We start from the raw sequence: 24,527 nt of genomic DNA, 5'->3' as shown, positions 1-24,527 counted from the left end.
ATTATATAAGTGTTTTTGGTACATCTAAAATGATTTTTCCTATTAGTTCCTTTAGAACATCTGGAGTAGGACCAAGTACCGTACCAGCCTTACTATCCCGAATATATCTCTCTAATGGCAAATGTGAGGAATAAGCATGCCCGCCGGCCACTCTTAAACACAGATTAGCAACTCGACCCGCTGCTTCACAAGCTATGACTTTAATTTCAAGGATCGTTACCATATCAATATCTCCACTCTCCAATTTAGTAACCATATCCTTCAATGCACCTTCAGCGCGATCACACTCAATACGCATTTCTGCCATCATCTGCTGTATGCTCTGAAAGGAGGATAAATGTGTATCACTATGCTCGTAATAACGTTTTTTTACATATTTCACACATTCCTCATACATTGCTTTTGTGATGCCAACATGAATAGAAGATATTCCAATCTGACCCATAGGGAGTAGTCTTTCTCTTGAGATCTTAAATCCATCTCCTTCTTTACCTATCATTGCTTTTTTTGGAATTAAACAATTTTGAATCATCATCGGTGCGCTATTATTTCCACGCAGCCCCATTCCTTCCCATATCCCGCCTATCTCTACACCTTCTTGATCTTTCCTAAAAATAAAATAATTACTTTGTAGCGCACTTGTAGAAGAAGTGGAGCGAGAATTAGAAACATAAATATCCGCTTCTCCTGCACTTGTCACCATACTTTTTTTTGCAGAAAAAATGAAATCCTCATGTTCTCCATCTATCATTTGACTAACAGGCATAAAGAAATAGACACCAGAGCCAGGTTCACTAAGAGCAATCGTTGCTAAACTCTGTCCGCTCGCCATACTTCGAAGCTGTTGTTGTATAAAAGGTTGATGTGCTCCATGTAACATAATGGATGTTGCTGATACATGCTGCACAAACACCATAGCTGTTGATGCACATGCTTTAGCCAGCTTTATCACTACTTCTTTGTAAATAGATGGTGTTGCTCCACAACCTCCTAACTCTTTCGGAATTAGAAGACCAAGAAACCCTTCTTCTGCTAATAATGATATATTTTGACGTGGAAATATTCCTGTTCTATCGATATTCGCTGCATTTGGAGAGATATAATCTACAATGATATCATCCAATGTATACATCATCTCTTCTATATCTATTGCCGTCTTTGTCATAAAATCGTCACCTCATTTTTATATTTTTTCAATTCAATTTTAGGGGAAAATCGGGAATCAAAAATCCATGAATCCATTTCTTTCTCAATGTTCTCTATTTCAATTTGTTTGTTTTGTACTACAATGTTGCCATATACGAGAAATTGACCTAACTCTTCTCTAATTGGCTTAGAGATATGTTCCATTACATCTTCAAAACGATTCCATCTTTCTTTTGCACCTAATTGTATGGCTGTATTGCATAGGTGCTGGCAATTTCCTTTTTTCTCGTCAAAATAACGAAGGGTATGACAAGATCTTGACATGGATACAAGAGGATATCCATGAAAACCATTTATTTTAAAACCGCTTGATCTTAAGTATTGTATAGATGGTATCAACTGTGGAAGGGGATCGATTTCAATTTCATTGATTCTCGACTCTTTTAACCACTCTACCATTTCATTGTTAGCTAGATTTAATTCTGACCAGCTTTCCGTATCAGCTGCCTCTTCTTCTTGAAAAATATAAACAGACCAAGGCGAATGAAAATAAGAATGAGCTAGTTTTCTTCCGAGAGATAATTCAACCTCAGATGAAATTCCTTTTTCATGCAAATAACTTAATGTTCCCCAGTCATTCACAACAAGGTGATCAGAATACTTGAGCCATCGATCCAAATTTCGTTGAAACCAATCAAAATGAGCGTCAAATAAAACAGGGATCTCAATTTTCACACGTTTCCCAATCTCAGATATACGAATTAGTGATTGATCGCTTAATGAAATCATCTTATACATACAACCTGTATGCCCAATAGATAAAGTATGAAATGATTGGATCAAGTCTTCATTTAATCCATCGATTGAATCATGGTGAATGCGAATTTCTTTGCTTAGATCAGTCATCATCATCCTCCATTTGTTTAAATGTATGATTGCAGTGTAGGTGTATATAAATATGTACATCTTTTTTTATCACAGAACCTTGGAGTCCACCTCATAATCCACATCATATGCTCTTGTTCCATAATTTCTATTTTTTCAGCTACACTATGACCTTCTTTTTCAAGGTCAATCCACTGTCGATATAATTCAACAACTGATGCAAGTGTTGAAGGGTTGGGGGCTTCTCTTCCGATAAGTTTAATGCTGGTGATCCCTTCTCCCATTAAATCTCCTAAACTGCATAAATTACAATCAGTAGAAGAATCAATGAATGGAATACTGCGAATTGTTTTTCCTGAAGTTGTTTTGACAGTATATGCCGTTCGTTCCCCTTCACCAATCTCTTTGTGAATCGGACTTTCCCACAAGCGGCTGCTTCCTGGAATGCTTCCCTTCTCAAAATTTCCAATCGTAATCATTTCTAAGCCTATTGCTCTCCAGCTTTTCAATTCTTCTAATGTCACTGTATGTGGAATCGTGACACGACTGAATCCCATCTCTCTTAACATTCGAACCATGTGAATATTCGTAGGAGCTAGAGCCGATCCAGCTGTTATATGTGGCAGTGGTAAGTTAGAACGTTTTAATAATTTTAATGCTTGTATTGAAGAAATGGTAAGATAGTCAACTCCAACTTCCAAAGCTTTCTTTACAAATTGAATATAATCATCTTCATAAATTTTCGGAATATAAGGAGCATTGGCCATAAAATTTATTTTTACTTTGTTCTGTTTAGCAATCTCAACCATATTGAGCAGTTCATCCATATTCTTTACATGAGCAGGATAACCTGCAATGGTTTTGAAACGATCATCAAAAGACAATTGTTGAAATTGTTGTTCATTCAAACCTAAATAAATTTCTTCCGCACCTGCTTCTATCATTTGTTTTATCATATACTTTGATCTTGCTGGAGCAATAATTTTCATTCAGTTAATTCACTCCTTGTACTTCTGTTGGAAGGAACCTTCTTAAATTGGAAACCGTATTTGTTAAAGCATTCACAAAAAAATGGATATCTTCTTCAGTTGTATATTTTCCAAAGCTAATTCGAATTGAGCTCCTAATCTCGTCTTCATTCAACCCTATTGATAGCAATACATGGGATAAGTTTTTCTTTGTAGCACTGCATGCAGACCCTAGCGATACAGCTATACGATATTGTTCGTTAAGAATAGCAGCTATAGCTTCCCCCCGTATATTGTTTAATCTAATATTCAAAGTGTTAGGTAAGGTTCTCTGTGAATCAACATCTCCATTAACAAAACAATCTGGAATTTCTTTCAGTTTTTCAATCAATGATTGTTTTAAAATCTGGCAATGCTCTCTTTGCCACTCTAATTCATTCTTGGTGACTTCACATGCCTTCCCTAAGCCTATAATTCCAATCATGTTTTCTGTACCATTTCTCAATTCCTGTTCCTGTCCTCCCCCAATGATAAGAGGGAAAATATCACTGGGGTTCTTCAGGTATACAGCACCAATTCCTTTTGGTCCATTAAATTTGTGGGCTGAAAAAGTAAGTGCATGAACATTTAGTTCCTTTACATCTAACGGAAATTTACCAATGGCTTGAACAGCGTCAGTATGGAAAAAGATATCTCTTTGATTCGCAATACTAGAAATTTCAGATATAGCTTGAATGGTGCCTATCTCATTATTGGCGGACATGATAGAGATTAACTGTGTATTTTCCTGTATAGCCAATTCAACATGTTTCGGTTCAACATAACCTAGTTCATTTACTGGTAAATAAGTGACTTCAAAACCATTCTCCTCGAAATAATTACATACATTTAATATTGAAGGATGTTCAATACATGATGTAATGATGTGCCCTGGAGAAGCAGAGAAAGATTGCAACCAACCTTTAAGAATCATATTATTGCCTTCAGTCCCACCTGATGTAAAAAAGATATTAGTAGAAGAAGCTCCGATTAAATCTGCTGCTTGCTTCCTTGCATGATCCATTTTCTCCTTAGCCATTTTTCCAAAATGATGGGTGCTGGAAGGATTGCCGAATGAAAAAAGATGTTCAGATATTTCCTGTGCAACTTGTTTATCCAATGGAGTTGTTGCATTGTAATCAAAGTATTGGCTCAACATGCTGTATCACCTTGATGTTCATCCAGTTTTGTAAATAATTCTTCTAAAATATGAAGACAGTGCATTTGGGAAGGATCGAGCTCTCCTAACATTTCCTTTCGTTCAGTAACAGAAATATCTTGAATTTCTTTAAAACTTTTTCCAATTATATACTCACTAAAAATATCAGCTGTTGCAATGGAAGTAGCACAACCATAAGCCTTGAATTTAGCATTTATGATGTGATCTCTATCTAACTTTATATCTATAAATATCGTATCTCCACAAACAGAATTTCCTATCTTAATTTGTATATCTTTATCCGTAATTTCCCCAGTATTCGATGGATTTGTAAAATGATCAACGATAACTGAATTATACATTTCATCTCACCTACCTATTGTCATAGTTCAACTTTTTCAGATTTCTTTTTCTGTTCAACTTCATCCATATGCTTCTCTAAATTAATAGCACAACAACCGATTTCTGCACCTTTGATTCTAGATAAGTAAACGACTTGTTGGCTATTGCGACCGCATTCACACTGATGATTTTCTTTCAAATACACTAGATCCTCTGTTTGTATGAAAGCTGGATAAGAAAGAGAGGTAGGATCATAAATGAATAGGACACCTCTACGTCCTGGACGTACTTCTTTATTGATATCCTTATGATCGCGGATGGAAAAATGAGTCCATGGTGAAACGTGTTTATTTTGAAACTCACATTCAATGGAAAGACCATTGGTTTCTACTAGTCCATACATATCTCTAACAGCAGATTCTGGAATGTTCAAATACTCAGAACACTCTTGATTAAATTCACTCCTCGAAATCTCCATTCCAGTAAACCTTTTCCACCCTCCTAAGTTAATCACTTTGCTGTTTTTATCCAAATTCAATCGAATGTTGTTTTTCTTCAAGTATTTGACTAATTTATATACTAAAAATGGTGGACCAATAATATGCCTTGTATGGCGTCCTTCCCAATTCTCTAAAACTTCGATAGCTTCCTCTGGTTTAAACGACGCACGTTTAACCAAACATTTGGTAGCATCAAATAGTCCCGAAAACATATTTAATGCCTTAACCATACCCATCTCAGGCACTTCCTCTGGAGATGGGAACAAAAATAATCCTGCCCCTTTAGAAAACTTAAAAATATTTCGATACATGGCGTAAATGCCAAACAAACATTGATCAACTGTATCTGAATCTCTACGGGATAAACTTGGAATACCGCTTGTTCCTGTACTTCTCATCTCAAATTCAATTTCATTCAGTGGTTTTGATAACAGCATATGTGAATCTGTCTGTTTAAACATATTTACAGGAATCACAGGGATTTTGTGCAGGTCATCAAAGGTCTTAATATCTTCAGGAGATACATTCGATTCTTTGCAGACTTTTTGATAAAAAACATTATTTTCATAGTGGTGTTTAAAGTTTTGAGAAATAAGGTATCCTTTTAATTCATTTTGCTGGGCTTCCTCCCAAGTAAATATTTCTTTGAGGGAAGTGATTGCGGTCCCCAGGGGATTAAGTCCTACTCCATTCAGTTGTTCAAACGCATTTTTTACATTTGAGTTTTTCAATTTTTTGTACAACTCCTTTTAAATAGATTTACTTAATTAAAAAACACAAGACTGGCATAAATGAAAGAATTTCAATATAACAGTCTATTTTCAAGTACTTTTCATATCGAAACTTTCACCTCCTTTTTTTAGTATCAAAGTTAAAATATATCAAAATTATATTAATTTACCTTTGTGAATTTTCTGTGAAGTCATAGAAAAAATTAATTACTAAATATGATTCAATACCAAATCACAATATTGAACACAAAAATAAACGAATGAACTCTATTAAATGTGTAGTCATGAGGAAATAAACAGAGACTCTACTCCACCATAAGCATTTACTTGTAAAAGTGATTGTAATACCATCTTCTTGTTTATAAATCTCCTGACAAAAGGAATGAATATAGCAGATTTTTTATAATTTGAGTTGAAGGGTTGTAGAAGTTAAAAAGTGTAGGTAAAAGTTGAAATACAAACTAGTAATTTATAAAATAATCATCATCTTATCAATTACGTGTATATGGAAAATCGATTGTTTTATTTTCATAATAAGGTTTAAAATTACAGTTAGTTATCAATCACAAATGTTATTATATGAAATTTTGGATATAATTTCAATAATATTTATAAAAAGGATATTTATTTATTTTTTTAAATAATTATAATACATTAACGTGGTAATGTATGTGTTGGCGGAAAGATGATTCTAGGGTAACTTATTCGAATCAACTTTAGCTTAGTGTCACTTTTTTGGGGTACATTGATGAGGGAGTGAGTGTTGTTTTTTTGAATGAAAAAAAGGATCAGCTAACTATCTTGATCCTTTTTTGTTAAAACAGTCCCATATCTTTCGCTTGTTCAGCTGCTTCCTTACTGCTGGTCAACTCTAATTTTTTCAAGATGTTGCTTACATGATTTTTCACCGTACGTATAGATACTACTAAAGTATCTGATATTTGAGTTTGTGTTTTTCCTTGATAAATTAACTTCAAAATCTCTAACTCTGTAGGAGTAATCAACGCTCTCATTTCTTTTACTTTGAACTCTTGTTCTAATTTCTTTAACCGCTTAAATTCTTCTCTAATCTGCTGTGCTGCTTGAGGATTGATTGGGGATTGATTTTCATATGCTGACCGAATGGAGTCAGGAATTTTTTCAAAGTCTGATTTGATCATATAATCCAATGCACCTGCACGAAAAGCACTAAACATCATTTCTTTTTCTTCAAGTGAAGTCAGCATAATGATTTTGGCTCCATATTTTCGACTCATCTCTGCAGTGATTTCGATCCCTTCTACGCTGTTTGCTAGTAAGATATCCATGAGTACAACATCAATATTTACAGATTCAATAGCCTGCATTGCTTCTTCCCTATTCTCCGCCTGGGCTACAATTTGAAGATCAGGTTCTGCAGACAAAAAAGCTGCCAGCCCTCTCCTCCAATCCTTATCGTCTTCAACAATTAAAATTTTAATATGACTCATTTTTCACCTTCACTTTAGGGAATTTCAATATTACAGTTGTGCCCTCATCCCTTTTACTTTTGATATCCAATGAACCTCCATGTCTATTCATTACATTATATACGTACGCTAATCCTAAACCAAAATTCATCGTATCCTTCGTTTTCGTCGTGAAAAATGGGTCCATGACCTTCTTCAGATGGTTACTGTTAATTCCATAACCCGTATCTATTATTTCTAATATATGATGCTGGTTTGTTTCGTATCCTATCAGTTCAAGTTCTCCATCTTCTGGCATTGCTTCTATTGCGTTCATCACTACATTATATATAGACTCCATTACATGTGTTTTATCACAGATCATATTTATACTTTCGTCTACCGAATGTATAACTCTTATGTGTTTTAAGTAAGGTTGTGCATGCTTTATTGACTCCTCTACCATTTCCTTTAAGTTATGATTTCCTTTTTTCAAAATAATATCGTGTGTTTGATGCTGTACTTTTTGAATCATTTGTTGGATATGAGAAGTTGCTTTTAGAATAACCTCAATATCTTCTTCAAGCTCCTTTTGTTCCGTACTCTGAGCGTAAGATTTAATTTTATGTCCAAATAACCTCATCTTTCCAGCATCATTTTTTATGGCATGATTTAATATGGCCGTACCTGAAGTAATCGCTTGAAGTGTAATATCTAATTTTTTTCGTTCAATCAACAGCTGCATTCCTAAAAATCCATAATTGAAAATAGCCAACATAAAAACAAGACTACCGTATATGACAATCCAAGTATTATACTTCCACATTCTATAGATCTCAAAACTTGGGAGAACATAATTCATAACTAATACAAATAAAACCGTTGGAACAATCGATAAACTTGTCAGAATATGATTCCTTTTTAAATTTGGAAGCTCTTCTCTTTTGGTTAAAATCAAAATGCTGCCTAAAATGACATATACTACAGACCAAGATGCTAACACTGGATATAACTCTACATCTGTAACAGGATATACCGGGGTAAACAACAACATAAGTACAATTGGCAAGGATAACACGTAAGGAACAAATTTGAACCAGCGTTTATTTATAAATTTCGGATGATAATATAAAGAAAAAAGAATATAACAATAAGGAATCCCATAATAAGAAAAACCTGAGCAAGTTACTTGAATTCTATAGAGAATAGATTGTAAAACAAATGAATACGAGTGCTCCTTCATAAAAGGAAGAAGATGTTCTCCTATTAATATTGCAATAGCACCGCACCCGCCACAAAATAAAAGTCCACTTAACCAGCGAATGGATCTATTTTTGTAATCGAATCTTAATAAAATAATGGCAATGCCCCATAGAGCAAACAAAACATATAACATCAAATCTTCCTACTTTCTGAGCTCAATTTCCTATACCTTTGTGATTTTACAACAACAAACCAACTTTTTCCACCTTTTAAAATGTAGATAATCCAGAAAATTCTTGAATCCGATAAAGTACTTTTTTCCATATTGAATCATCCTGGTATTTATTATAATCAATGGTATACTGACCTTCTTCATTGTTCCATAATTTCACAAAGTAAGCATTCATCTCAATTTCAAGTGGATGTCCTTCTGGGATAATGAATTGAATATTCATTTCCAAATTATAATCACCTATGTTTCTTCTTGTGAAATTAGCCGAACCACCCGTAACTATCGTTTCATGTTTTTTGTTGATCATTAAAAACTTTGAATGAAACTGTTCACCTTGCGTATCATACCATCTTACTTCAATATTCCCATTCCCTTCATTTATTAGCTCACTGGAAACTTGACGATTTGGAATTCCGTTCTTTTCCATACCAAAAGCATCTTTATTAGGATCTAAAATGATTTGTATTTTAACCCCTTTTTCAGCAGCATCTATTAAAGATTTAATTACATTTCTTTCAGATAAATAAAAGACACCGATTTTTATTTCGTCACCAATAGAGGTTTCTAGGATATTTTGTTGGATCTCTTTTCCTATCTCTCCTTCTGTTATTACCTTGGCTTTGAGATCACCTTTCGCTTCTCCTGTACTGCCTGAAAATTCCCGTTTTTCTATTTCTACACCTGATAATTTTGCGACTGCTCGTTCTGCTTCGAAAATATCCTGTAAAATTCCACCTTCCAGTAAAAATGCAATATTGGAGTGGTATCCACTCGGATCATGAGGATTAGCAGAGCTGACAATTGCTTCTTTTTCAGTAAGAAACACCTTTCTGTGATTTGCTCTAAAGTTAACTAACTTTAAATAAGAGCGAAGTGATACATCAGGCGAATCTAAACTAAAAGGGTTTGTTATCCATCCTCGATCAGATGTTCCAAACCACTTTACAAATGACCTCCAAAAACCAGAGTAAATAGGGTTCGAGTCGCGTAATTTCGTCATATCCGTAAAAACCACTTCCACATCATTTTCTTTTAATTTCTCAATAAAATGCGAAGAATAAGAACCGTAGAATGTATTGATTTCATCAGTGATAAAAACAATCTCAATATGTGGATTCTGCTGTTTCTTTAATATTAAGTGATTTGTTAATTGTTCTGTTATGTTTGGATAGTTCACAGATTCTATATCGTTTGAGAATTCACCTGTATTTGAATTAAGCTCTTGCCTTTCGTATTCATCATTAAACAAAAAAGCATCCACTAAAATAAACTCCTCAGCTTCATCTATCATTTGATAAATGCGATCAAATATCACCTGCTCATACACGATTTCTCCATCTTTTTGATAAGTTAAATCATTTAAAAACTCAACATTTGTTACATTATGATAATTTCCATTCACCGAGATTCCATCTGGCAGTGGTTTATAAACGTTATAAATAGAAGTAAGCATAGAGATCACGATAACGAATAATAATAAAACCTTTAACTTTTTCATTAGCTGAACGATAATAAAACAATTATCGTATTTTTCAACTCCTAACTTTATATTAAATTTATATCCTCAATCCTCAAACCAACCATTAATTAGAATTTAAATCCTCACCATTAGTGTAATGCCGATAAAAGTAAATAAATAGTACTATCATTTTGTAGTACCCCTTACAACTGGTATTGACAATTATTTATCCTAATGTTAGGATAAATATATAACCTAATGTTAGGATAAATAATTTTAGGGTAAAATAAGCGATACTAATGCACCTTTTAAGAGATTTAATGAGATAACATCCAATGAAGGTGGACTCTTAAAAAATATCAAACACATTTAAATTTATATTTTTAAATAAAAAGGAGAATGAATATTATGATGGATATTAGAATTTATAAACCAGCAGATCAGGGAAAAGGCGAGTTTGATGGTGGAAAAATAAAACTTCAAAAACCAATTGGTTTCCCTGGAGAAGGATCAGTTATCAATCGTCTTGGGCCTCTATTTTATTTCTCATGGGGGAAAACTGAAGGTGAAGGTGGTCTAGGATTACATCCACATCAAGGATTTGAAATTTTAACCTATGTACTTAAAGGGAGAGGTTATCATCGTGATTCACTCAATACTGAAAGTATTGTCAATGTTGGAGGTGCCCAGCTGATGAAGGCAGGATCAGGCATCTCTCATGCAGAATCTCACAAAGAACCTTCAGAAATATTGCAAATCTGGTTTGAGCCATATTTAAACGAAGCTATTCATCGTGAACCAACTTATACGAATTATGTTCATGAAGATTTTGGAATTACAAAAAAAAATGGTGTGAAAATAAAAACAATCATTGGAGAAAATTCACCGATTGAACTGGTGACAGATGCTAAAATGTATGATGTTACAGTTTCAAGTGGATCCTCTTATCAACATTCACTTTCGTCAAATCGTACATTAGCTGGGTTGGTCATTCAAGGTGATGGTTCCGTAACAAGTGAGGAAACTTTTCAATTTAAACATAAAGACTTTGTAAACGTTCATTCATCAGAAGATGGAAACGTATCGTTTAAATCTGAGGATGAAGAAGTAAGAATTATTCTCATTGAGATTCCTTCTAAAGTGGACTATCCTTTATACAAAAAACGTCATTAAAAATTCAAACCACTTTTATGCAGACATTTGTCATACATTATGACTTGTGTCTGTATCTAAATATCCTGCTTTATTTTAATTCCGTATGCATGTTTATTCGTATATGATACAATATTCTTAATATGTAAAAGTGATATAATACCTATCACATCAATGATTTATGTTATTTCATTTCATTTATTACGATTAAGAATCATATTTCTCATTTATAGATGTTTTTTTAATATGGAATTGATTTATAGCTTGAAGGAGAGCTGAATTATGTACCGTGGAAATGAACAAAGCGAACTAGATCTTAGACTTTTTAGAATCTGGAGCAAAGCCCATAAAGCTGTTTTTGAAAATGCTAAAAAAGACATAATAGAAAGTGGTATTGCCCCAGATCAATTTATGATATTGGAACTCTTATACAATAAAGGACCTCATCCTGTTCAACGGATTAGTGAGATATTCTCTATACCTAGCGGAAGTATAACTTATGTTGTTGATAAACTTGAAAAAATAAACTATGTTAAAAGACAAGCTTGTCCTACTGATCGCAGGGCTTCAAATGTTGTACTTACTGAAAAAGGCGAATCACTTTTTAACGAAATATTTCCAAAACACGTTGAAACGATATCCAATAATTTATCATTTATTAGCAACGAAGAAAAATTAGTATTATGTGAATTACTTAAAAAAATTGGATTGGGTGCCGAAGGTTTGAAATAGCTACACTTAAAAAAAGCCTTATTAAATGAACTCTTTTGGACACTTGCGTATTTTTATTTAACTATATCATCACCTATGACAACCCTTTACTTTTTCCCATATATTATATAGACGACTTCTATTTACTATATGGAAAGAGAAGGAGGTAAAATATGGGGTTGTTTAAAGAAACCTTTATGGAATCTGATGATTTTAATACTCCACAAGCATCATTTGATACAGTTCCAGCTGATGCTATTTTATTAGAACAAGATGATCCAACTATTATTCTTACTGTGGAAGTTTGCGTAAAACATCCACACAACACAACAATTAAACTAGATTCAATGATAGAACTATTTGTACAATTTAGTGAAGATCTCTCTGAAAAAATCTTCGTAGTAAGTTATGAATTATTAAAAAATGATGTACCTATCAGAAGAATGTTGCCCGAAACAGAGTTTGGAGTAGCAGGTCAGCTAGTTATTCATAAAAGCTTTCCTAACCTAACATTTATTGACTCATCTCCCGCCAGTGGAACAAACACTTATCAAATCCGCTTAGAGCGAGAATCAGAATTTGAAGTAGACGTAAATCAAATCGCAGTTTTATCAGGTGCATTAAATGCAACAGTAATTCAAAATCAATCTTAACCGAAATCAATCACTTTAGCTAGGGCTAAAGTGATTTTTCTAATATTAGGTGCTCATTTCCATCTAATTCACCTCTATAAATAATTTATCTAAATGTATAATACCTTTTATCTCCTGCAACAAATCTATCCCTAACATGCCATCTATATTAATTCCATAGTTCATGCTTCCAATATTTATTTGATAATTATGTACTGTATAATTCCCTATAATGATTGTGTCAACAGTTTTATAAATGACGTATTCGGATCCACCTACACCTAACATTTTACCGATAACATCATCTTGTTCAGCACCTAATCCAATTGCTTTGACAGAATCTAATTTAAAAATAGTGCTAGCAGAGCCAGTATCAATCAATACATGATTTAAGACTATTTTTTTATTATTATTTATTAATTCCAGTTTAATAAATGGCAATCCATTTTCCATTTTAATCGGTATAATATCTCTCATAACCTTTTCTCCATGCATAGTTTTAGGTATTCATTTTCCAAAAAGCTAAATTCATGAATCTTGATCAGCAATTCTAATTGCCTCCCCTTGCTGTACTTGTTTCTAATCAATATACATTAGTTGTAATAATTCGATCCAAATTTCGTCATTGATGTTGAAATCATTACTATTGAATCTTTGTATCTCAGATTTATACTTTTTAAGTATATTGTAACTAGATTCTATCAAGGATTTATTTTTGTCATCTAATTGAATACCATCTGGATATTTTTCAAGATATTGAAGAAAATCGATAAGTTCTGCTTGTTCTGTTGTGTTTTTAAAATCTATGTCTTTTATAAAAAGAGCTATCTGTTTTAAATCTTCTCCATTGTATACTATATTCGAAAGAACTGATTTTAGAGATATCATTTCCGTATTCAAAAGAAACCTTCACATTTTTCGTTTAAAAAGAATCTTGCTTCAGTAGGGCGTTCTTCTATTTTTCACCACTGAAAGTTAGACTAGTAAAGGAAGTACTGATGCTTAGTACCTAGGTCATAAATGAGCTATTATGGAATTTCCAATTTGTGATGAACTGGTGTCAGAATGATTAATGGAAGTGATTACTCATGATTGGCGGCGCACACGATGTGATTGATTTTAGACTAGTGCAGGATGCACTGATCCTGTTATTACCAGATGGACGAGGTAGTTTTAGCAGGGATGGTTATCCATGTGCCATGTTCTTTGTGAAATCAGATTGTTATCATATATAATTTCATTAGAATTTGCTAATCTCATTCTGATTGGGTTGAGTAAAATAGAATAAGGAGCTTTATTAGCCTTATTTTATTCAACTTAGCAAAATCAGCAAAAATAGAGGAAATTTTTAGCCTTATTTCTTTAATTCTTGTGTGAAATAAGTAAAACCAATGAAATAAGACCTTCATTTTCCTCTATTTTGATAGAAATTCACAAAACACCTAAAATAAGATACTTTTTTCCTTTATATAAATCAGGATGATTTCATGCATCATTGACCACATGGGGGTGGTCGTTCTTAGAGGTATTCATATTAAATTAAATATTTTTCTTACGCATCATATCTAAAGCATGAACAGGCTGATCTACCTTCAATCTCAAAGTCATCAAAGGATGTCTTGCAGCATCTATCTCATTGCCTTTATCGTCCCAAATTCTCTCTACAATTTGTTTGAAGAAGGTTCCATTTGGACCAAAGAATTCGACCTCTTGCCCAACTTTAAAATGATTCCTTTGTTGAATGGTCGCCATACCTGACTCCTCATTATAGTCTATTACAAGACCAGCAAAATCAAAGTTAACTAATTTTTCCTCAGCTTCATAGATATGTTCGCCAGCTCCTGGTGCTTTATAGAAAAAGCCAGAATTCAAGGGGCGATTTGCTGCTTTATGAATCTCATCAATCCATTCTCTCTTCAATTCATAATGCTCAGGATTGTCCATGTACGCATCAATCGCTTGACGATATGCATTCACTACCGTTGCAACATAATGAATACTCTTCATACGTCCTTCGATTTTAAAGCTATCGATACCAGATTCAATAAGCTGAGGGATATGTTCAATCATACCCAGATCCTTTGATCCCATAGTAAATGGGTCATCTTCATCTACTGTAAACATCGGATGCTTCTCATCACCTTCATACAAATCATAATACCAACGGCAAGATTGAGAACAACCTCCACGATTTGAATCACGATCTGTAAAATGATTTGACAATACACAGCGTCCAGAATAAGAAGAACACATCGCTCCATGAATAAAGGCTTCAATTTCAATATCAACCTTATCTTTAATTTCGATTATCTCTTCCATGTTTGCTTCACGAGCTAATACAACTCTTGGCAATCCTTCATCTTTCCAAAATTGTACCGCTTGCCAGTTCATTGTAGATTGCTGTGTACTTAAGTGAACCTCTAACTTCGGAGCTACTTTAAGCGCTGTATTTACGATAGCAGGATCAGCAGCAATAATCGCTGATATCCCGACTTCTTCTAATTGTTTTAAATACTCCTCTAATCCGTCAAAATCTTCATTATGAGCATAAATATTTGTAGCTACAAATACTTTTGCTCCATACTTATTGGCAAATTCAACCCCTTGCCTCATTTCCTCTATGCTAAAGTTATCCGCATTGGAACGAAGTCCAAACCTCTGTCCCCCTATATATACAGCGTCCGCTCCGTAATGAATAGCAAACTTTAATTTTTCTAAATTACCCGCAGGTGCTAACAGCTCGGGTTTATCTAATTTTCTTCTGGTTGAACCCGGTGACTTTTTAGTAAGTACCGTCATCGCTCAACACCTCCTGTTTTTTTATGAAAATCTAGTCTCTTTGCAGAAATAGTTGCTTATGGTCCTGTTAAAATTGTAAATTAGTTTAGGTTACATAAGATATATAAACAACATTAAGTGAAATCCCTGAACAATGTTCTATTTGGCTCTGGGCTCCACGAAAAATATTAACAAAATCTCTAATTGATGTTACTTCAAAGAAGTTGTCGAATACTTCATTAAAGGAAGATTTTGTTGAAAATGGTTGTAAAACGTTGCTATTTATTGTTTCGGGCCCCGCAAAAGTAATAGGATTATGCTACTTAGCTTCACTTCACTTTTGTGGGTATTCTTAATATACTTGCTCTTTAAAGAAAAACCCATAGGACAATTCACGATCGGGATCCTGTACTTGTTTAATTTGTTCCAACCATTCTGGATTAAATTCGTAAGATTCAGGGTTCTTAAAATAAGAATCAATCGCTTCACGATAACAACGTACAACTGTTTCATTGTACTCAATGGATTTCAATAATCCTTCAATTTTAACACTATCAATTGGTTCTGCCAACACTTCATCCAAAACGTCAATCGTACAAATATCATCAGCACTCATAATATGTGTACCATTCTCATCTTCATAAATAGGAAGTTTTAAATCCTGTCTTTCATGTTCTACTAAATACAAATTACGATTTTGATCAAAGTTTTCTATATCTTCTTTTCGAATGTGACCCATGTAACTTTTCACTAATTCACGTTTTGAATGATAAATATTCGTAATTCCATGAATCTGAATTTGAGATTCTAGATTTAATTTTTCACTGACATCCTGAATTTCTTCCAAGTTTAATTCTCTAGCTAATATCATTCTTGTTGCACCCTTAGTTCCCCAATAATTGGCGGTTACATAATTAGTTGAAGTCATTTCAGTATTCCAATGTAAATTCATTTTAATATTAACTTGATTTAAAATAGAAACGACGGCAGGGTCTCCAAACGTAATTGCATCCACTTTGCAATCATGAAGTTCTTTCAAATAAGATGGCAATGACTCTAACTGCGCATTATTAAAAATATTATTCAAAGACACATAAACCTTTACATCTTGGCCGTGAGCGATTCTCACCGCTTCCTTTATTTCCTCTATACTAAAATTACCAGGCATTCTTACTCCATATTCATTATGTCCGATATTCACTGCATCGGCACCTGCCTGAATTAATCGTTCTAACTCCTCAATTGAACCAGCTGTAACTAAAAGTTCTGGTTTTTGTCTCATTGATTTCACCTCGTAAAAGAATGTTCAAGCATTCCCTACTTGCCTTGTACGTTCTGTCGACTGTTTATGTGCCATACTCTGCATGACTCCCGACTTACTTCTGCCCATTTATGACAATTAACTTCGGCATCAGTATTTGTGTACTGTCTGTAGGGTCAGCACTTTCAGTGCTGACTTACCTGCTGTTTTTTTAATGTAATGTTCTTACTCTAGAAAATATAAAGAGAATCTTGTTTTCAATGGGAGTTCTTATATCTCCCTCTGAAAAGTTACCCTTTTTTTACAGTCCGTTATCTCTCTCTTTGAGAAGAGGTAGTGTTACGGAGTGTTGATACGGGATAAGTTGGCATCACTAATTGGACTGTATATAGATAAAGCCAATCCATCACCAATTGAAATAAAGCTCGTTTCCAACTCTGGATGGTTTGCAAGCATTTGGTTATATTTATTAAGTTTATCGATCATATTTCGATATCTTGGCTGTATTTCATCTCGTTTCTTTGCAACGTTACCTTGAAAAAATACATTATCTGAAACAATAACTGTTCCTTGCTTACTATGCTCTAAAGACAACTCTAAAAATTTAGTATATTGTCCTTTGGCAGCATCAATAAAAATAAAATCAAAAGTGTCTTCTAAAGCAGGTATCGTCTCAAGCGCATTACCCAAAACAAGTTTCACTCTACCTGAAACACCCGCTTCATGGAAGTTTTGTTTAGCTCTAGATGCACGTTGTTCATCCATTTCTAAAGTGGTTATGTGTGCCATAGGTGCAGCTTGTGCCATGTGGATTCCTGAATACCCAATTGCGGAACCAACCTCTAATATTTGTTCAGGTTGAATACTTTGCAGCAACACCTTTATAAACTGAATACTTTCAAGTTGAATGTTTGGAATTCCATCTTCTTTCGCTTCTTTTTCAAGTCTTTGCAACACTTCATTTCTTTCAGGAATTAGCTTTAGAATATAATCATTTATTTTGAGATCAACCATATTATTTCACCTAAAATTCTTAATTTTGTACCATTTGTTTACTTTTTTCAATATTACTTAAATGTTCTGAATAAGTCTCAGCAAATAGATGTTCCTGGGTTCCATCTTTTTTAGTTACATAAAAATAATAGCTTGTTTCTTCTGGATACAATGCCGCTTCAATCGATAATATACTTGGACTTGCAATTGGACCAGGAGGCAGCCCTTCCACGATATACGTATTATAAGGACTTTCTATTTCTAAATCTTCATATAACAAACGTTCCTTAGGTTCATCCAGAGCATATTGTACAGTAGCATCAATTTGAAGTAAACCATTATCTCTTATCCGATTAAAAATAACACCAGATACAGTCTTTCTTTCTTCATCCACAACCACTTCCCTTTCAATAAGTGAAGCAATGGTCATCATTTCATGAAAAGTAATACCTAAAACATCAAGCTGTTCTTGCCAATTTTCAGGCAAAGATGTTAACTTTTTATCAAGCTCGAGCAACATACGTTCAATAATATCTTGTTCATTACTTTCTTCCTTCATCTCGTAAGTTTCAGGAAAAAGGTATCCTTCTAAAATATACTTCATATTTCCATCGTCAGGGATATTTTTAATGGATGCGCTAGAAAACAATTCAGGTTGCAATAACAGCTCGCTAAATACATCTGAATTTATTAGTTGCTCTCCAGCTAACTTATCCGTGATTTGCTCTAAAGTATACCCTTCTGGAATTGTAAATTGAATCGTATTCACAACTGTTTCACCAGCATTTAATTTTTGAATAATTTCATCGATTGTAATTCCAGGCTGCATTTCATAATCACCTGCTTGGAATCTTTGACCTTCTTTTTTATACTTTAAATAATAAGTAAAAGATGTTTGGTTTCGAATGAGTCCTTCTTCTTCCAGTCGATTAGCAATCTGTTTTGAATTCATGCCTGTTTCAACTGTAAAACGAATAGATTCGTCCTGTGCTTCAACTGGTTGCAGAGAGCTATACCCATAATAAACTACACCTGCTATAAAACCTACGATTAAAAACATAAGTATTGATAAAATGGACATTACAATTTTCACTTTTTTCCAACCACTGCGTGTCCTAGTTTCTTCCATAATCTCTTCTTGATTTTCCAAGGTATTTCCCTCCTAATAAACAACTTTTTAAACAACATAATCAAAGTTTAAAAAGTTCCTTTTCAGCACCGAACTACAAAGATAAATGTAAGATTCAAATGTCGAAAATATTTCTATACGTTACTTCATAATCAAAAGGGTACTTTTTAAACAACCTCTAATACGTAGAAAAAAGCGGACTAGGCCGCTCCATTTCATTATAACATTATTATTCTTGTAAGTCAGACTCGGTTAACAAGGTATTAAATGTTTCCTCCACCAAGTTCCATTCTTCTTCATCATCAATTGTGAAAAGCTTCAGATCGTCTCCATCTTCTTCATAACGGAATGGGTATACCTCATCAATCTCTTCCTCTTCATTCGCTTCAGCTTTTTCTGGAACAACCATCATATATTTTGCTCCTGTTTCATGAACCTCAAATTGCATAATGATTTCAAAAGGCTCATCTTCACCTTCTTCATTTTTAATAAAAATGGTTCCCAAATCATCCTCTAGTATTGTTTCTGTTTCATTATTATTTTCACTCATTATAAAACCCTCCTCATTCGAACTATTTTTTTGCATCTAAGTAACTTTGTAAAATAAAAACTGCTGCCATTTTATCGATCACTTGTTTTCTTTTTTTTCTACTCATATTCGCTTCAAGCAATGTGCGTTCAGCTGATACAGTTGTCAGTCTCTCGTCCCACAAGTGTACAGGCAGCGCCAACTTTTCTTTAAGAAGCTCACCAAATTGAATACTGAGCTGACCACGATCCCCTATACTACCATCCATGTTTTTAGGCAATCCCAAAACAACTTCAGTAACTTCATATTCTTTAACAATCTCTCTCAATCTGGATATATCGTCTTTTTTACTTTTTCTTCTGATGACTTCAACACCTTGTGCTGTCCATCCCATTTCATCACTCACAGCAACACCAATTGTTTTATCACCGTAGTCTAAACCCACTTTTCGCATGCAAATTTCTCCTCAACCTTTTCTTCGAATATTGGGTCTACAAACATATTAATTAGATTGATATGTTGTTCATTTTTTTTCATTCTAAAAAGCCCGATGGAAAACCATCGGCCTTTAGATTTTAACGATGCTGATTTAAATATGATCGAACTAATTCCTCTATAAGCTCGTCACGCTCTTGTTTGCCAATCATCGTTCTAGCATTATTATGTCGGGGAATATATGCAGGGTCTCCAGACAACAAATATCCAACAATTTGATTGATTGGGTTATACCCCTTTTCTTTTAAAGCGTCATATACGGCCAATATAATATCATGTGATGTTTCATCTCCGTCTTTGCTCACATTAAAATGCATAGTTCTATCCATGTTGTTCTTCATCACCAGCACCTCCCGATTAATATATCAGAAAAATAATAAAAGATTCTATTTCAACTAAATTGTATTTTCATCATATCACAAAATAGATTTGAAAAGACGTTAATTATGTTTATTTATTTTGAAACTGTTCGATATAACTTTCTACACTATCTAGTGCTTGATTCAATTTTGATGGATCCTTACCTCCAGCTTGTGCCATATCAGGACGACCACCGCCACCGCCACCGCATATTGCTGCTACCTCTTTAATAATCTTACCTGCATGGTAACCTTGTTTTACTAAATCTGGTGTTACTGCGGAAGCAAGTTGCACTTTTCCATCATTTGCAGTTCCGAAAACGATGACTACAGATTTCAATTTCTCTTTCAGTTCATCAATCATTGAACGCATTGTATCTATATTCACTTGTTTTAATTGTGCAACTAATACTGGAACATTTCCAATTTGTTTCACTTGATCTGTTAATGAACCTGCTTCAATTGTGTTCAGCTTTCCTCGCAATGATTCATTCTCTCGAGCAAGCTCTTTGTTTTGTGTTAATAACAATTCAAGCCTTTTTGGTACATCATCAATTTTTGATTTTAACAGTTGAGCGCTTTGATCTAATAATTCAAGCTGACTTGATAAAAATTGATAAGCATGTTGACCCGTTACAGCTTCAATACGTCTTATTCCTGATCCTATCCCATTCTCACTAACAATTTTAAACAATCCGATTTGTGAGGTTTGATTTACATGACAACCTCCACATAATTCTATGCTGTAATCTCCAACTTGAACTACTCTAACAGTATCGCCATATTTTTCTCCAAATAACGCCATAGCTCCCATTGCTTTAGCTTCAGTTAATGACTTCTGCTCGATATTCAAACTTGTATTTTTCCAAATTTGCGCATTTACTTTTTGTTCAATTTGTGTCAATTCTTCTTCACTAATACTACCAAAGTGAGAAAAGTCAAATCTCATTCTCTCCGGAGCTACTAAAGATCCTGCTTGATTTACATGATCACCTAGGACTTCCTTCAGCGCTTTATGTAACAGATGTGTAGCTGTATGATTTTTTATAATATCTTCTCTCATTTCTCTGGCTACTGAAGCTTTTACTTGATCGCCAACCTTCATAGTACCAGACTCTACCTGAACTGTATGAACGTGTTGACCATTTGGCGCTTTGAAAACATCTTGAACGATCCCTTTAAAAGAATCAGTTTCAATGAAACCATGGTCACTTACTTGTCCTCCACTTTCTGCATAAAATGGTGTTTGATCTAACACAACTAAACAGCTGTTGTTTTCACTTACCAAATCAACGAGCTGATCATCCAAGATGATAGCTTCAATTTTTGCTTGGATCTCCAAGTTATTATATCCAACAAATTCACTTTTAACCTCTAGGTCAGTTAGTGGTCCACCTTGCACTTTCATGCTATCTACTTCTTGTCTAGCAGCTCTTGCTCTTTCACGCTGCTCCTGCATTGCCTGTTCAAATCCATCCTGATCAACTGTGAATCCATTCTCCTGAGCAAAGTCCTCTGTTAAATCTAGTGGAAATCCATATGTATCATACAACTTAAATGCTTGATCTCCTGTAATTTTAGAAATCCCATTTTTATTCGCTTCTTGAATCATCTCAGATAAAATATGCAATCCGTCAGATAACGTTTCATGGAATCGTTCTTCTTCAACACGAATAATTTTCTCAATGAATTGTTGTTTTTCGACAACTGCTTTGTAATAGTGCCCCATAATGCTCCCAACCACTGGAACTAGGCGATATAAAAATGGTTCATTCACTCCGAGAACTTTTCCGTATCTAACCGCTCTTCTAAGCAAACGTCGAATAACATATCCTCGACCTTCATTAGAAGGGAGCACACCATCACCAATAGCAAAAGCAACCGTACGAATGTGATCTGCAATCACTTTAAGAGCAATATCATGCTCTGCATTTTCTTTGTACTTTACATTCGCAATATTAGCTGTTTCTAGAATAGTTGGTAAAAACAAATCAGTATCAAAAGTGGAGTCAACATCCTGAAGCAAGGTTGCAAATCTCTCTAATCCAGCACCTGTATCAATATTTTTATTTGGCAATGGTGTATAGGAACCATCTTTATTGTGGTTAAACTGAGAAAACACAAGATTCCACACTTCTAAAAATCGCTCATTCTCACCTGCAGGGTTCACCTCTGGGTCAGATAAATCCCCATATACATCCCCACGGTCATAAAAAATTTCTGTACATGGACCACATGGACCTTCACCAATATCCCAAAAATTGTCCTTATCTAATTTATAAATGCGCTCTTCAGGTACACCGATTTTATCATTCCATATTTTATAAGCTTCTTCATCTTCAAAATGGACTGTGACAGATAAACGTTCTGGGTCAAAACCGATCCACTTCTTATCCGTTAAAAATTCCCATGCCCAAGTGATCGTTTCCTCTTTAAAATAATCACCAATTGAAAAATTACCTAACATTTCAAACATCGTGTGATGACGTTTGGTCTTACCCACATTCTCAATATCATTTGTTCGAATACACTTTTGAGCATTTGCAATGCGAGGGTTGTCCGGTTTCATTGTTCCATCAAAATAACGTTTTAATGGTGCCATACCTGCATTAATCCATAACAATGAAGGATCATTATGTGGAACTAAAGAGGCACTTTCTTCTATTTTATGTCCTTTTGTTGCAAAAAAGTCTAACCACTTCTGACGAATTTCTCCTGACTTCACTCTTGTTACCTCCTCAAGAACCTTTATGTATATTAAAATAAATTACTTCACGCAAAAACGTCCCTTCACAGGGACGAATATATAGTGTTTATTATGTAAATCAATGAATCTCCCTATATGAATTCATTCAAAAATTATAAACTTATCCACCTTTAATGTCAAACTATAGGGCGTATTACAGGCACTATCAGAAGAAATATGAAAAAAATTTAAGATTAACATTGGTATTGATTTTTTTCAAATTTTTTTCTCTCACGTTTTTTTACGCTGAACATAATAATCAAACACATGTTGTACGATGACTTTCATAGCTGCGAAAATAGGTACTGCCAATATCAAACCAACTACACCAGCCAACTCTCCCCCAACTAACAATGCAAAAATGATCGACATGGGATGTAAATGCAACGTTCTTCCTACAATTTGTGGAGAAATCACATTCCCCTCTAATATTTGAACAATAATATTAACCATTGCTACAAATAATACCATCTTAAATGAAATGGTGGCTGCCATAATGATTGCGGGGGTTGCACCAAAAAATGGTCCTAAGTACGGAATGATATTAAAAACAGCTACAACACATGCCAATAATAAAGCATACGGCATTCCAATTACCCAATAACCAATATAAGCTAAGATACCAATGATCACACAGACTAAAAACTGTCCTCGAATATAATTCCCTAATGCCTCATCAATATTGACTAACAACCGAACCGTTTGTTTGCGGTGTTTGCTTGGGATAATAGCTAAAGAACCTTTCTCAATTAACTTAAAATCCTTCAACATATAAAAAGCTAAAAATGGCACGATAAAAGCTAAAAACATCATATTAATGTAACTTCCAATTTCACTGATGATTTGGGAGACTTCTTTTCCAATGTTATTCTCAAAATTCATTAACGAGTTGGTTACCCCCATCCGCACAGAGTCAGGAAGAAACCGATTTTCATATATATAGTCAAGCCATTTCTGTAGTGTAGCCGTTAATTCAGGTAAATGCTCATTCAATTCCTTTAATTGCTTCATAAACATTGGAATCAAGTTCATAAGAATGATTGTAATTGAAGTTACAAACACTGCATAAATAAGTAATACAGCCAAGGTTCTTGGTACCTTTCGCACACTAAGTAGTTTTACGATAGGATTCAACACATAGGATATAATCATGGCAATTATAAAAGGTGCCAATACTGCACTTAAAAAATTATAAATTCCAATGATCATAGGTTTAATTTGCAGCAGCATAAACAAAGCAGCCATTATCAATAAAACATAAATTAAGATGATAAAAAAACGATTGTTCACAAAACGGTCCATAATTTCTCCTCAACACCTATCTATTTGTCGTACAAGTTAATGTAATAAAAGTATATGTACAACCTGGGAAAAATATAATGTTCAAAAAAAAACACCTAGAGAAAGTAAATTCTCTAAGTGTTATTATCTTAAATTAATTAAGTTACATGAATTTCCTCGGACATTTCTTCTTCAAAAAACAAATCATCCAATGAACTGAGGGAACCATCTTCTTCTACTTGATATACTGACATTTTTTCTCCATTCACTGTAAGTTCAATAAAACAACCCCAACAGTAAAATTGATGCGATCCAATTTTTCCAATATCTTTAGAATTACAATTTGGACAACGTAACACCTTTATTCACC

The 24,527-nt window shown here is 34.0% G+C and carries 25 protein-coding genes; 4 read left to right on the top strand and 21 right to left on the bottom strand.

The window, feature by feature from the left end; genetic code table 11:
• Position 1: 1 nt before the first annotated feature.
• From Q5Y73_RS01770 to Q5Y73_RS01730, 9 genes are all read right to left on the bottom strand, one after another.
• Entirely contained in the window at positions 2–1,165 is a 1,164-nt protein-coding gene (locus Q5Y73_RS01770) for an acyl-CoA dehydrogenase family protein (protein ID WP_305990130.1), read from the bottom strand.
• Positions 1,162–2,052 (bottom strand): hypothetical protein, encoded by an 891-nt coding sequence (locus tag Q5Y73_RS01765; RefSeq protein WP_305990129.1) that lies wholly within the window; start codon positions 2,050–2,052, stop codon positions 1,162–1,164. The genes Q5Y73_RS01770 and Q5Y73_RS01765 overlap by 4 nt, the downstream gene beginning before the upstream one ends.
• A 17-nt stretch (positions 2,053–2,069) precedes the next feature.
• Complete coding sequence (locus tag Q5Y73_RS01760) at positions 2,070–3,020, bottom strand: peptidase U32 family protein (RefSeq protein WP_305990128.1); 951 nt, start codon at positions 3,018–3,020, stop codon at positions 2,070–2,072.
• A gap of 4 nt (positions 3,021–3,024) precedes the next feature.
• Positions 3,025–4,194, bottom strand: a complete 1,170-nt coding sequence (locus Q5Y73_RS01755; protein WP_305990127.1) for a cysteine desulfurase family protein — start codon at positions 4,192–4,194, stop codon at positions 3,025–3,027.
• Positions 4,191–4,559 carry an iron-sulfur cluster assembly scaffold protein gene (locus Q5Y73_RS01750; RefSeq protein WP_305990126.1) on the bottom strand — a complete coding sequence of 123 codons (369 nt, stop codon included), beginning with the start codon at positions 4,557–4,559 and terminating at the stop codon, positions 4,191–4,193. The genes Q5Y73_RS01755 and Q5Y73_RS01750 overlap by 4 nt, the downstream gene beginning before the upstream one ends.
• Before the next feature lie 20 nt (positions 4,560–4,579).
• Positions 4,580–5,770 carry a LuxE/PaaK family acyltransferase gene (locus tag Q5Y73_RS01745; protein WP_305990125.1) on the bottom strand — a complete coding sequence of 397 codons (1,191 nt, stop codon included), beginning with the start codon at positions 5,768–5,770 and terminating at the stop codon, positions 4,580–4,582.
• Positions 5,771–6,585: 815 nt separating this feature from the next.
• Positions 6,586–7,239 (bottom strand): response regulator transcription factor, encoded by a 654-nt coding sequence (locus Q5Y73_RS01740; RefSeq protein WP_305990124.1) that lies wholly within the window; start codon positions 7,237–7,239, stop codon positions 6,586–6,588.
• Positions 7,226–8,593, bottom strand: a complete 1,368-nt coding sequence (locus Q5Y73_RS01735; RefSeq protein WP_305990123.1) for a sensor histidine kinase — start codon at positions 8,591–8,593, stop codon at positions 7,226–7,228. Before Q5Y73_RS01735 ends, Q5Y73_RS01740 begins: the two co-directional genes overlap by 14 nt.
• A gap of 76 nt (positions 8,594–8,669) precedes the next feature.
• Entirely contained in the window at positions 8,670–10,130 is a 1,461-nt protein-coding gene (locus tag Q5Y73_RS01730) for a phospholipase D family protein (protein WP_305990122.1), read from the bottom strand.
• Between the two features lie 369 nt (positions 10,131–10,499).
• On the opposite strand from Q5Y73_RS01730, the gene Q5Y73_RS01725 reads away from it, so the two are divergent.
• The 3 genes from Q5Y73_RS01725 to Q5Y73_RS01715 all read left to right on the top strand — a co-directional run bounded on the left by Q5Y73_RS01725 (position 10,500) and on the right by Q5Y73_RS01715 (position 12,607).
• Complete coding sequence (locus tag Q5Y73_RS01725) at positions 10,500–11,264, top strand: pirin family protein (RefSeq protein ID WP_371320124.1); 765 nt, start codon at positions 10,500–10,502, stop codon at positions 11,262–11,264.
• 261 nt (positions 11,265–11,525) lie between these two features.
• A complete protein-coding gene (locus Q5Y73_RS01720) occupies positions 11,526–11,975 on the top strand; it encodes a MarR family winged helix-turn-helix transcriptional regulator (RefSeq protein ID WP_305990121.1) in 450 nt (149 codons plus the stop codon).
• 152 nt (positions 11,976–12,127) lie between these two features.
• Entirely contained in the window at positions 12,128–12,607 is a 480-nt protein-coding gene (locus tag Q5Y73_RS01715; RefSeq protein ID WP_305990120.1) for a hypothetical protein, read from the top strand.
• 63 nt (positions 12,608–12,670) lie between these two features.
• Here Q5Y73_RS01715 and Q5Y73_RS01710 read toward each other — a convergent pair whose 3' ends face one another.
• Positions 12,671–13,063, bottom strand: coding sequence for a retropepsin-like aspartic protease (locus Q5Y73_RS01710; RefSeq protein ID WP_305990119.1), 393 nt, complete (start codon positions 13,061–13,063; stop codon positions 12,671–12,673).
• A gap of 102 nt (positions 13,064–13,165) precedes the next feature.
• Positions 13,166–13,486 carry a hypothetical protein gene (locus tag Q5Y73_RS01705; RefSeq protein WP_305990118.1) on the bottom strand — a complete coding sequence of 107 codons (321 nt, stop codon included), beginning with the start codon at positions 13,484–13,486 and terminating at the stop codon, positions 13,166–13,168.
• 188 nt (positions 13,487–13,674) lie between these two features.
• Here Q5Y73_RS01705 and Q5Y73_RS01700 point away from each other — a divergent pair, with 188 nt between their 5' ends.
• The gene (locus Q5Y73_RS01700; protein ID WP_305990117.1) at positions 13,675–13,821 is read left to right on the top strand and encodes a hypothetical protein; all 147 of its coding nucleotides are present in this window, start codon (positions 13,675–13,677) and stop codon (positions 13,819–13,821) included.
• A 304-nt stretch (positions 13,822–14,125) separates the two neighbouring features.
• Here the strand turns inward: Q5Y73_RS01700 and Q5Y73_RS01695 are convergent, their stop codons facing one another.
• The 10 genes from Q5Y73_RS01695 to Q5Y73_RS01650 form a co-directional block, all read right to left on the bottom strand.
• Positions 14,126–15,385 carry a peptidase U32 family protein gene (locus tag Q5Y73_RS01695; protein WP_305990116.1) on the bottom strand — a complete coding sequence of 420 codons (1,260 nt, stop codon included), beginning with the start codon at positions 15,383–15,385 and terminating at the stop codon, positions 14,126–14,128.
• A 331-nt stretch (positions 15,386–15,716) separates the two neighbouring features.
• Positions 15,717–16,646, bottom strand: coding sequence for a peptidase U32 family protein (locus tag Q5Y73_RS01690; protein WP_305990115.1), 930 nt, complete (start codon positions 16,644–16,646; stop codon positions 15,717–15,719).
• 318 nt (positions 16,647–16,964) lie between these two features.
• A complete protein-coding gene (locus tag Q5Y73_RS01685; protein ID WP_305990114.1) occupies positions 16,965–17,639 on the bottom strand; it encodes an O-methyltransferase in 675 nt (224 codons plus the stop codon).
• Between the two features lie 19 nt (positions 17,640–17,658).
• Entirely contained in the window at positions 17,659–18,768 is a 1,110-nt protein-coding gene (gene mltG, locus Q5Y73_RS01680; RefSeq protein ID WP_371320123.1) for an endolytic transglycosylase MltG, read from the bottom strand.
• A gap of 208 nt (positions 18,769–18,976) precedes the next feature.
• Complete coding sequence (locus tag Q5Y73_RS01675; RefSeq protein ID WP_305990113.1) at positions 18,977–19,297, bottom strand: DUF1292 domain-containing protein; 321 nt, start codon at positions 19,295–19,297, stop codon at positions 18,977–18,979.
• A gap of 22 nt (positions 19,298–19,319) precedes the next feature.
• A complete protein-coding gene (ruvX, locus tag Q5Y73_RS01670) occupies positions 19,320–19,730 on the bottom strand; it encodes a Holliday junction resolvase RuvX (RefSeq protein WP_305990112.1) in 411 nt (136 codons plus the stop codon).
• A gap of 121 nt (positions 19,731–19,851) precedes the next feature.
• Entirely contained in the window at positions 19,852–20,112 is a 261-nt protein-coding gene (locus Q5Y73_RS01665; protein ID WP_305990111.1) for an IreB family regulatory phosphoprotein, read from the bottom strand.
• Positions 20,113–20,221: 109 nt separating this feature from the next.
• Positions 20,222–22,855 (bottom strand): alanine--tRNA ligase, encoded by a 2,634-nt coding sequence (gene alaS, locus Q5Y73_RS01660; protein WP_305990110.1) that lies wholly within the window; start codon positions 22,853–22,855, stop codon positions 20,222–20,224.
• 252 nt (positions 22,856–23,107) lie between these two features.
• Positions 23,108–24,178, bottom strand: a complete 1,071-nt coding sequence (locus Q5Y73_RS01655) for an AI-2E family transporter (RefSeq protein ID WP_305990109.1) — start codon at positions 24,176–24,178, stop codon at positions 23,108–23,110.
• A 137-nt stretch (positions 24,179–24,315) separates the two neighbouring features.
• Complete coding sequence (locus Q5Y73_RS01650; protein WP_305990108.1) at positions 24,316–24,516, bottom strand: YrzR-like zinc ribbon domain; 201 nt, start codon at positions 24,514–24,516, stop codon at positions 24,316–24,318.
• Positions 24,517–24,527 lie beyond the last annotated feature (11 nt).

The organism is Chengkuizengella axinellae, from assembly GCF_030730905.1.
Classification (GTDB): Bacteria; Bacillota; Bacilli; order Paenibacillales; family KCTC-33759; genus Chengkuizengella; species Chengkuizengella axinellae.
This window is presented reverse-complemented; position numbering and strand designations above follow the sequence as displayed.

What these genes read in the sequence shown, in the direction of transcription:
- Q5Y73_RS01695 (WP_305990116.1), bottom strand. Translation starts at nt 15,385, where the DNA reads ATGACGGTACTTACTAAAAAGTCACCGGGTTCAACCAGAAGAAAATTA.
- Q5Y73_RS01770 (WP_305990130.1), bottom strand. Translation starts at nt 1,165, where the DNA reads ATGACAAAGACGGCAATAGATATAGAAGAGATGATGTATACATTGGAT.
- Q5Y73_RS01685 (WP_305990114.1), bottom strand. Translation starts at nt 17,639, where the DNA reads ATGGTTGATCTCAAAATAAATGATTATATTCTAAAGCTAATTCCTGAA.
- ruvX (WP_305990112.1), bottom strand. Translation starts at nt 19,730, where the DNA reads ATGCGAAAAGTGGGTTTAGACTACGGTGATAAAACAATTGGTGTTGCT.
- Q5Y73_RS01715 (WP_305990120.1), top strand. Translation starts at nt 12,128, where the DNA reads ATGGGGTTGTTTAAAGAAACCTTTATGGAATCTGATGATTTTAATACT.
- Q5Y73_RS01665 (WP_305990111.1), bottom strand. Translation starts at nt 20,112, where the DNA reads ATGAAGAACAACATGGATAGAACTATGCATTTTAATGTGAGCAAAGAC.
- Q5Y73_RS01655 (WP_305990109.1), bottom strand. Translation starts at nt 24,178, where the DNA reads ATGGACCGTTTTGTGAACAATCGTTTTTTTATCATCTTAATTTATGTT.
- Q5Y73_RS01765 (WP_305990129.1), bottom strand. Translation starts at nt 2,052, where the DNA reads ATGACTGATCTAAGCAAAGAAATTCGCATTCACCATGATTCAATCGAT.
- Q5Y73_RS01725 (WP_371320124.1), top strand. Translation starts at nt 10,500, where the DNA reads ATGATGGATATTAGAATTTATAAACCAGCAGATCAGGGAAAAGGCGAG.
- Q5Y73_RS01740 (WP_305990124.1), bottom strand. Translation starts at nt 7,239, where the DNA reads ATGAGTCATATTAAAATTTTAATTGTTGAAGACGATAAGGATTGGAGG.
- Q5Y73_RS01760 (WP_305990128.1), bottom strand. Translation starts at nt 3,020, where the DNA reads ATGAAAATTATTGCTCCAGCAAGATCAAAGTATATGATAAAACAAATG.
- Q5Y73_RS01730 (WP_305990122.1), bottom strand. Translation starts at nt 10,130, where the DNA reads ATGAAAAAGTTAAAGGTTTTATTATTATTCGTTATCGTGATCTCTATG.
- Q5Y73_RS01700 (WP_305990117.1), top strand. Translation starts at nt 13,675, where the DNA reads ATGATTGGCGGCGCACACGATGTGATTGATTTTAGACTAGTGCAGGAT.
- Q5Y73_RS01675 (WP_305990113.1), bottom strand. Translation starts at nt 19,297, where the DNA reads ATGAGTGAAAATAATAATGAAACAGAAACAATACTAGAGGATGATTTG.
- Q5Y73_RS01690 (WP_305990115.1), bottom strand. Translation starts at nt 16,646, where the DNA reads ATGAGACAAAAACCAGAACTTTTAGTTACAGCTGGTTCAATTGAGGAG.
- Q5Y73_RS01710 (WP_305990119.1), bottom strand. Translation starts at nt 13,063, where the DNA reads ATGAGAGATATTATACCGATTAAAATGGAAAATGGATTGCCATTTATT.
- Q5Y73_RS01750 (WP_305990126.1), bottom strand. Translation starts at nt 4,559, where the DNA reads ATGTATAATTCAGTTATCGTTGATCATTTTACAAATCCATCGAATACT.
- Q5Y73_RS01720 (WP_305990121.1), top strand. Translation starts at nt 11,526, where the DNA reads ATGTACCGTGGAAATGAACAAAGCGAACTAGATCTTAGACTTTTTAGA.
- Q5Y73_RS01735 (WP_305990123.1), bottom strand. Translation starts at nt 8,593, where the DNA reads ATGTTATATGTTTTGTTTGCTCTATGGGGCATTGCCATTATTTTATTA.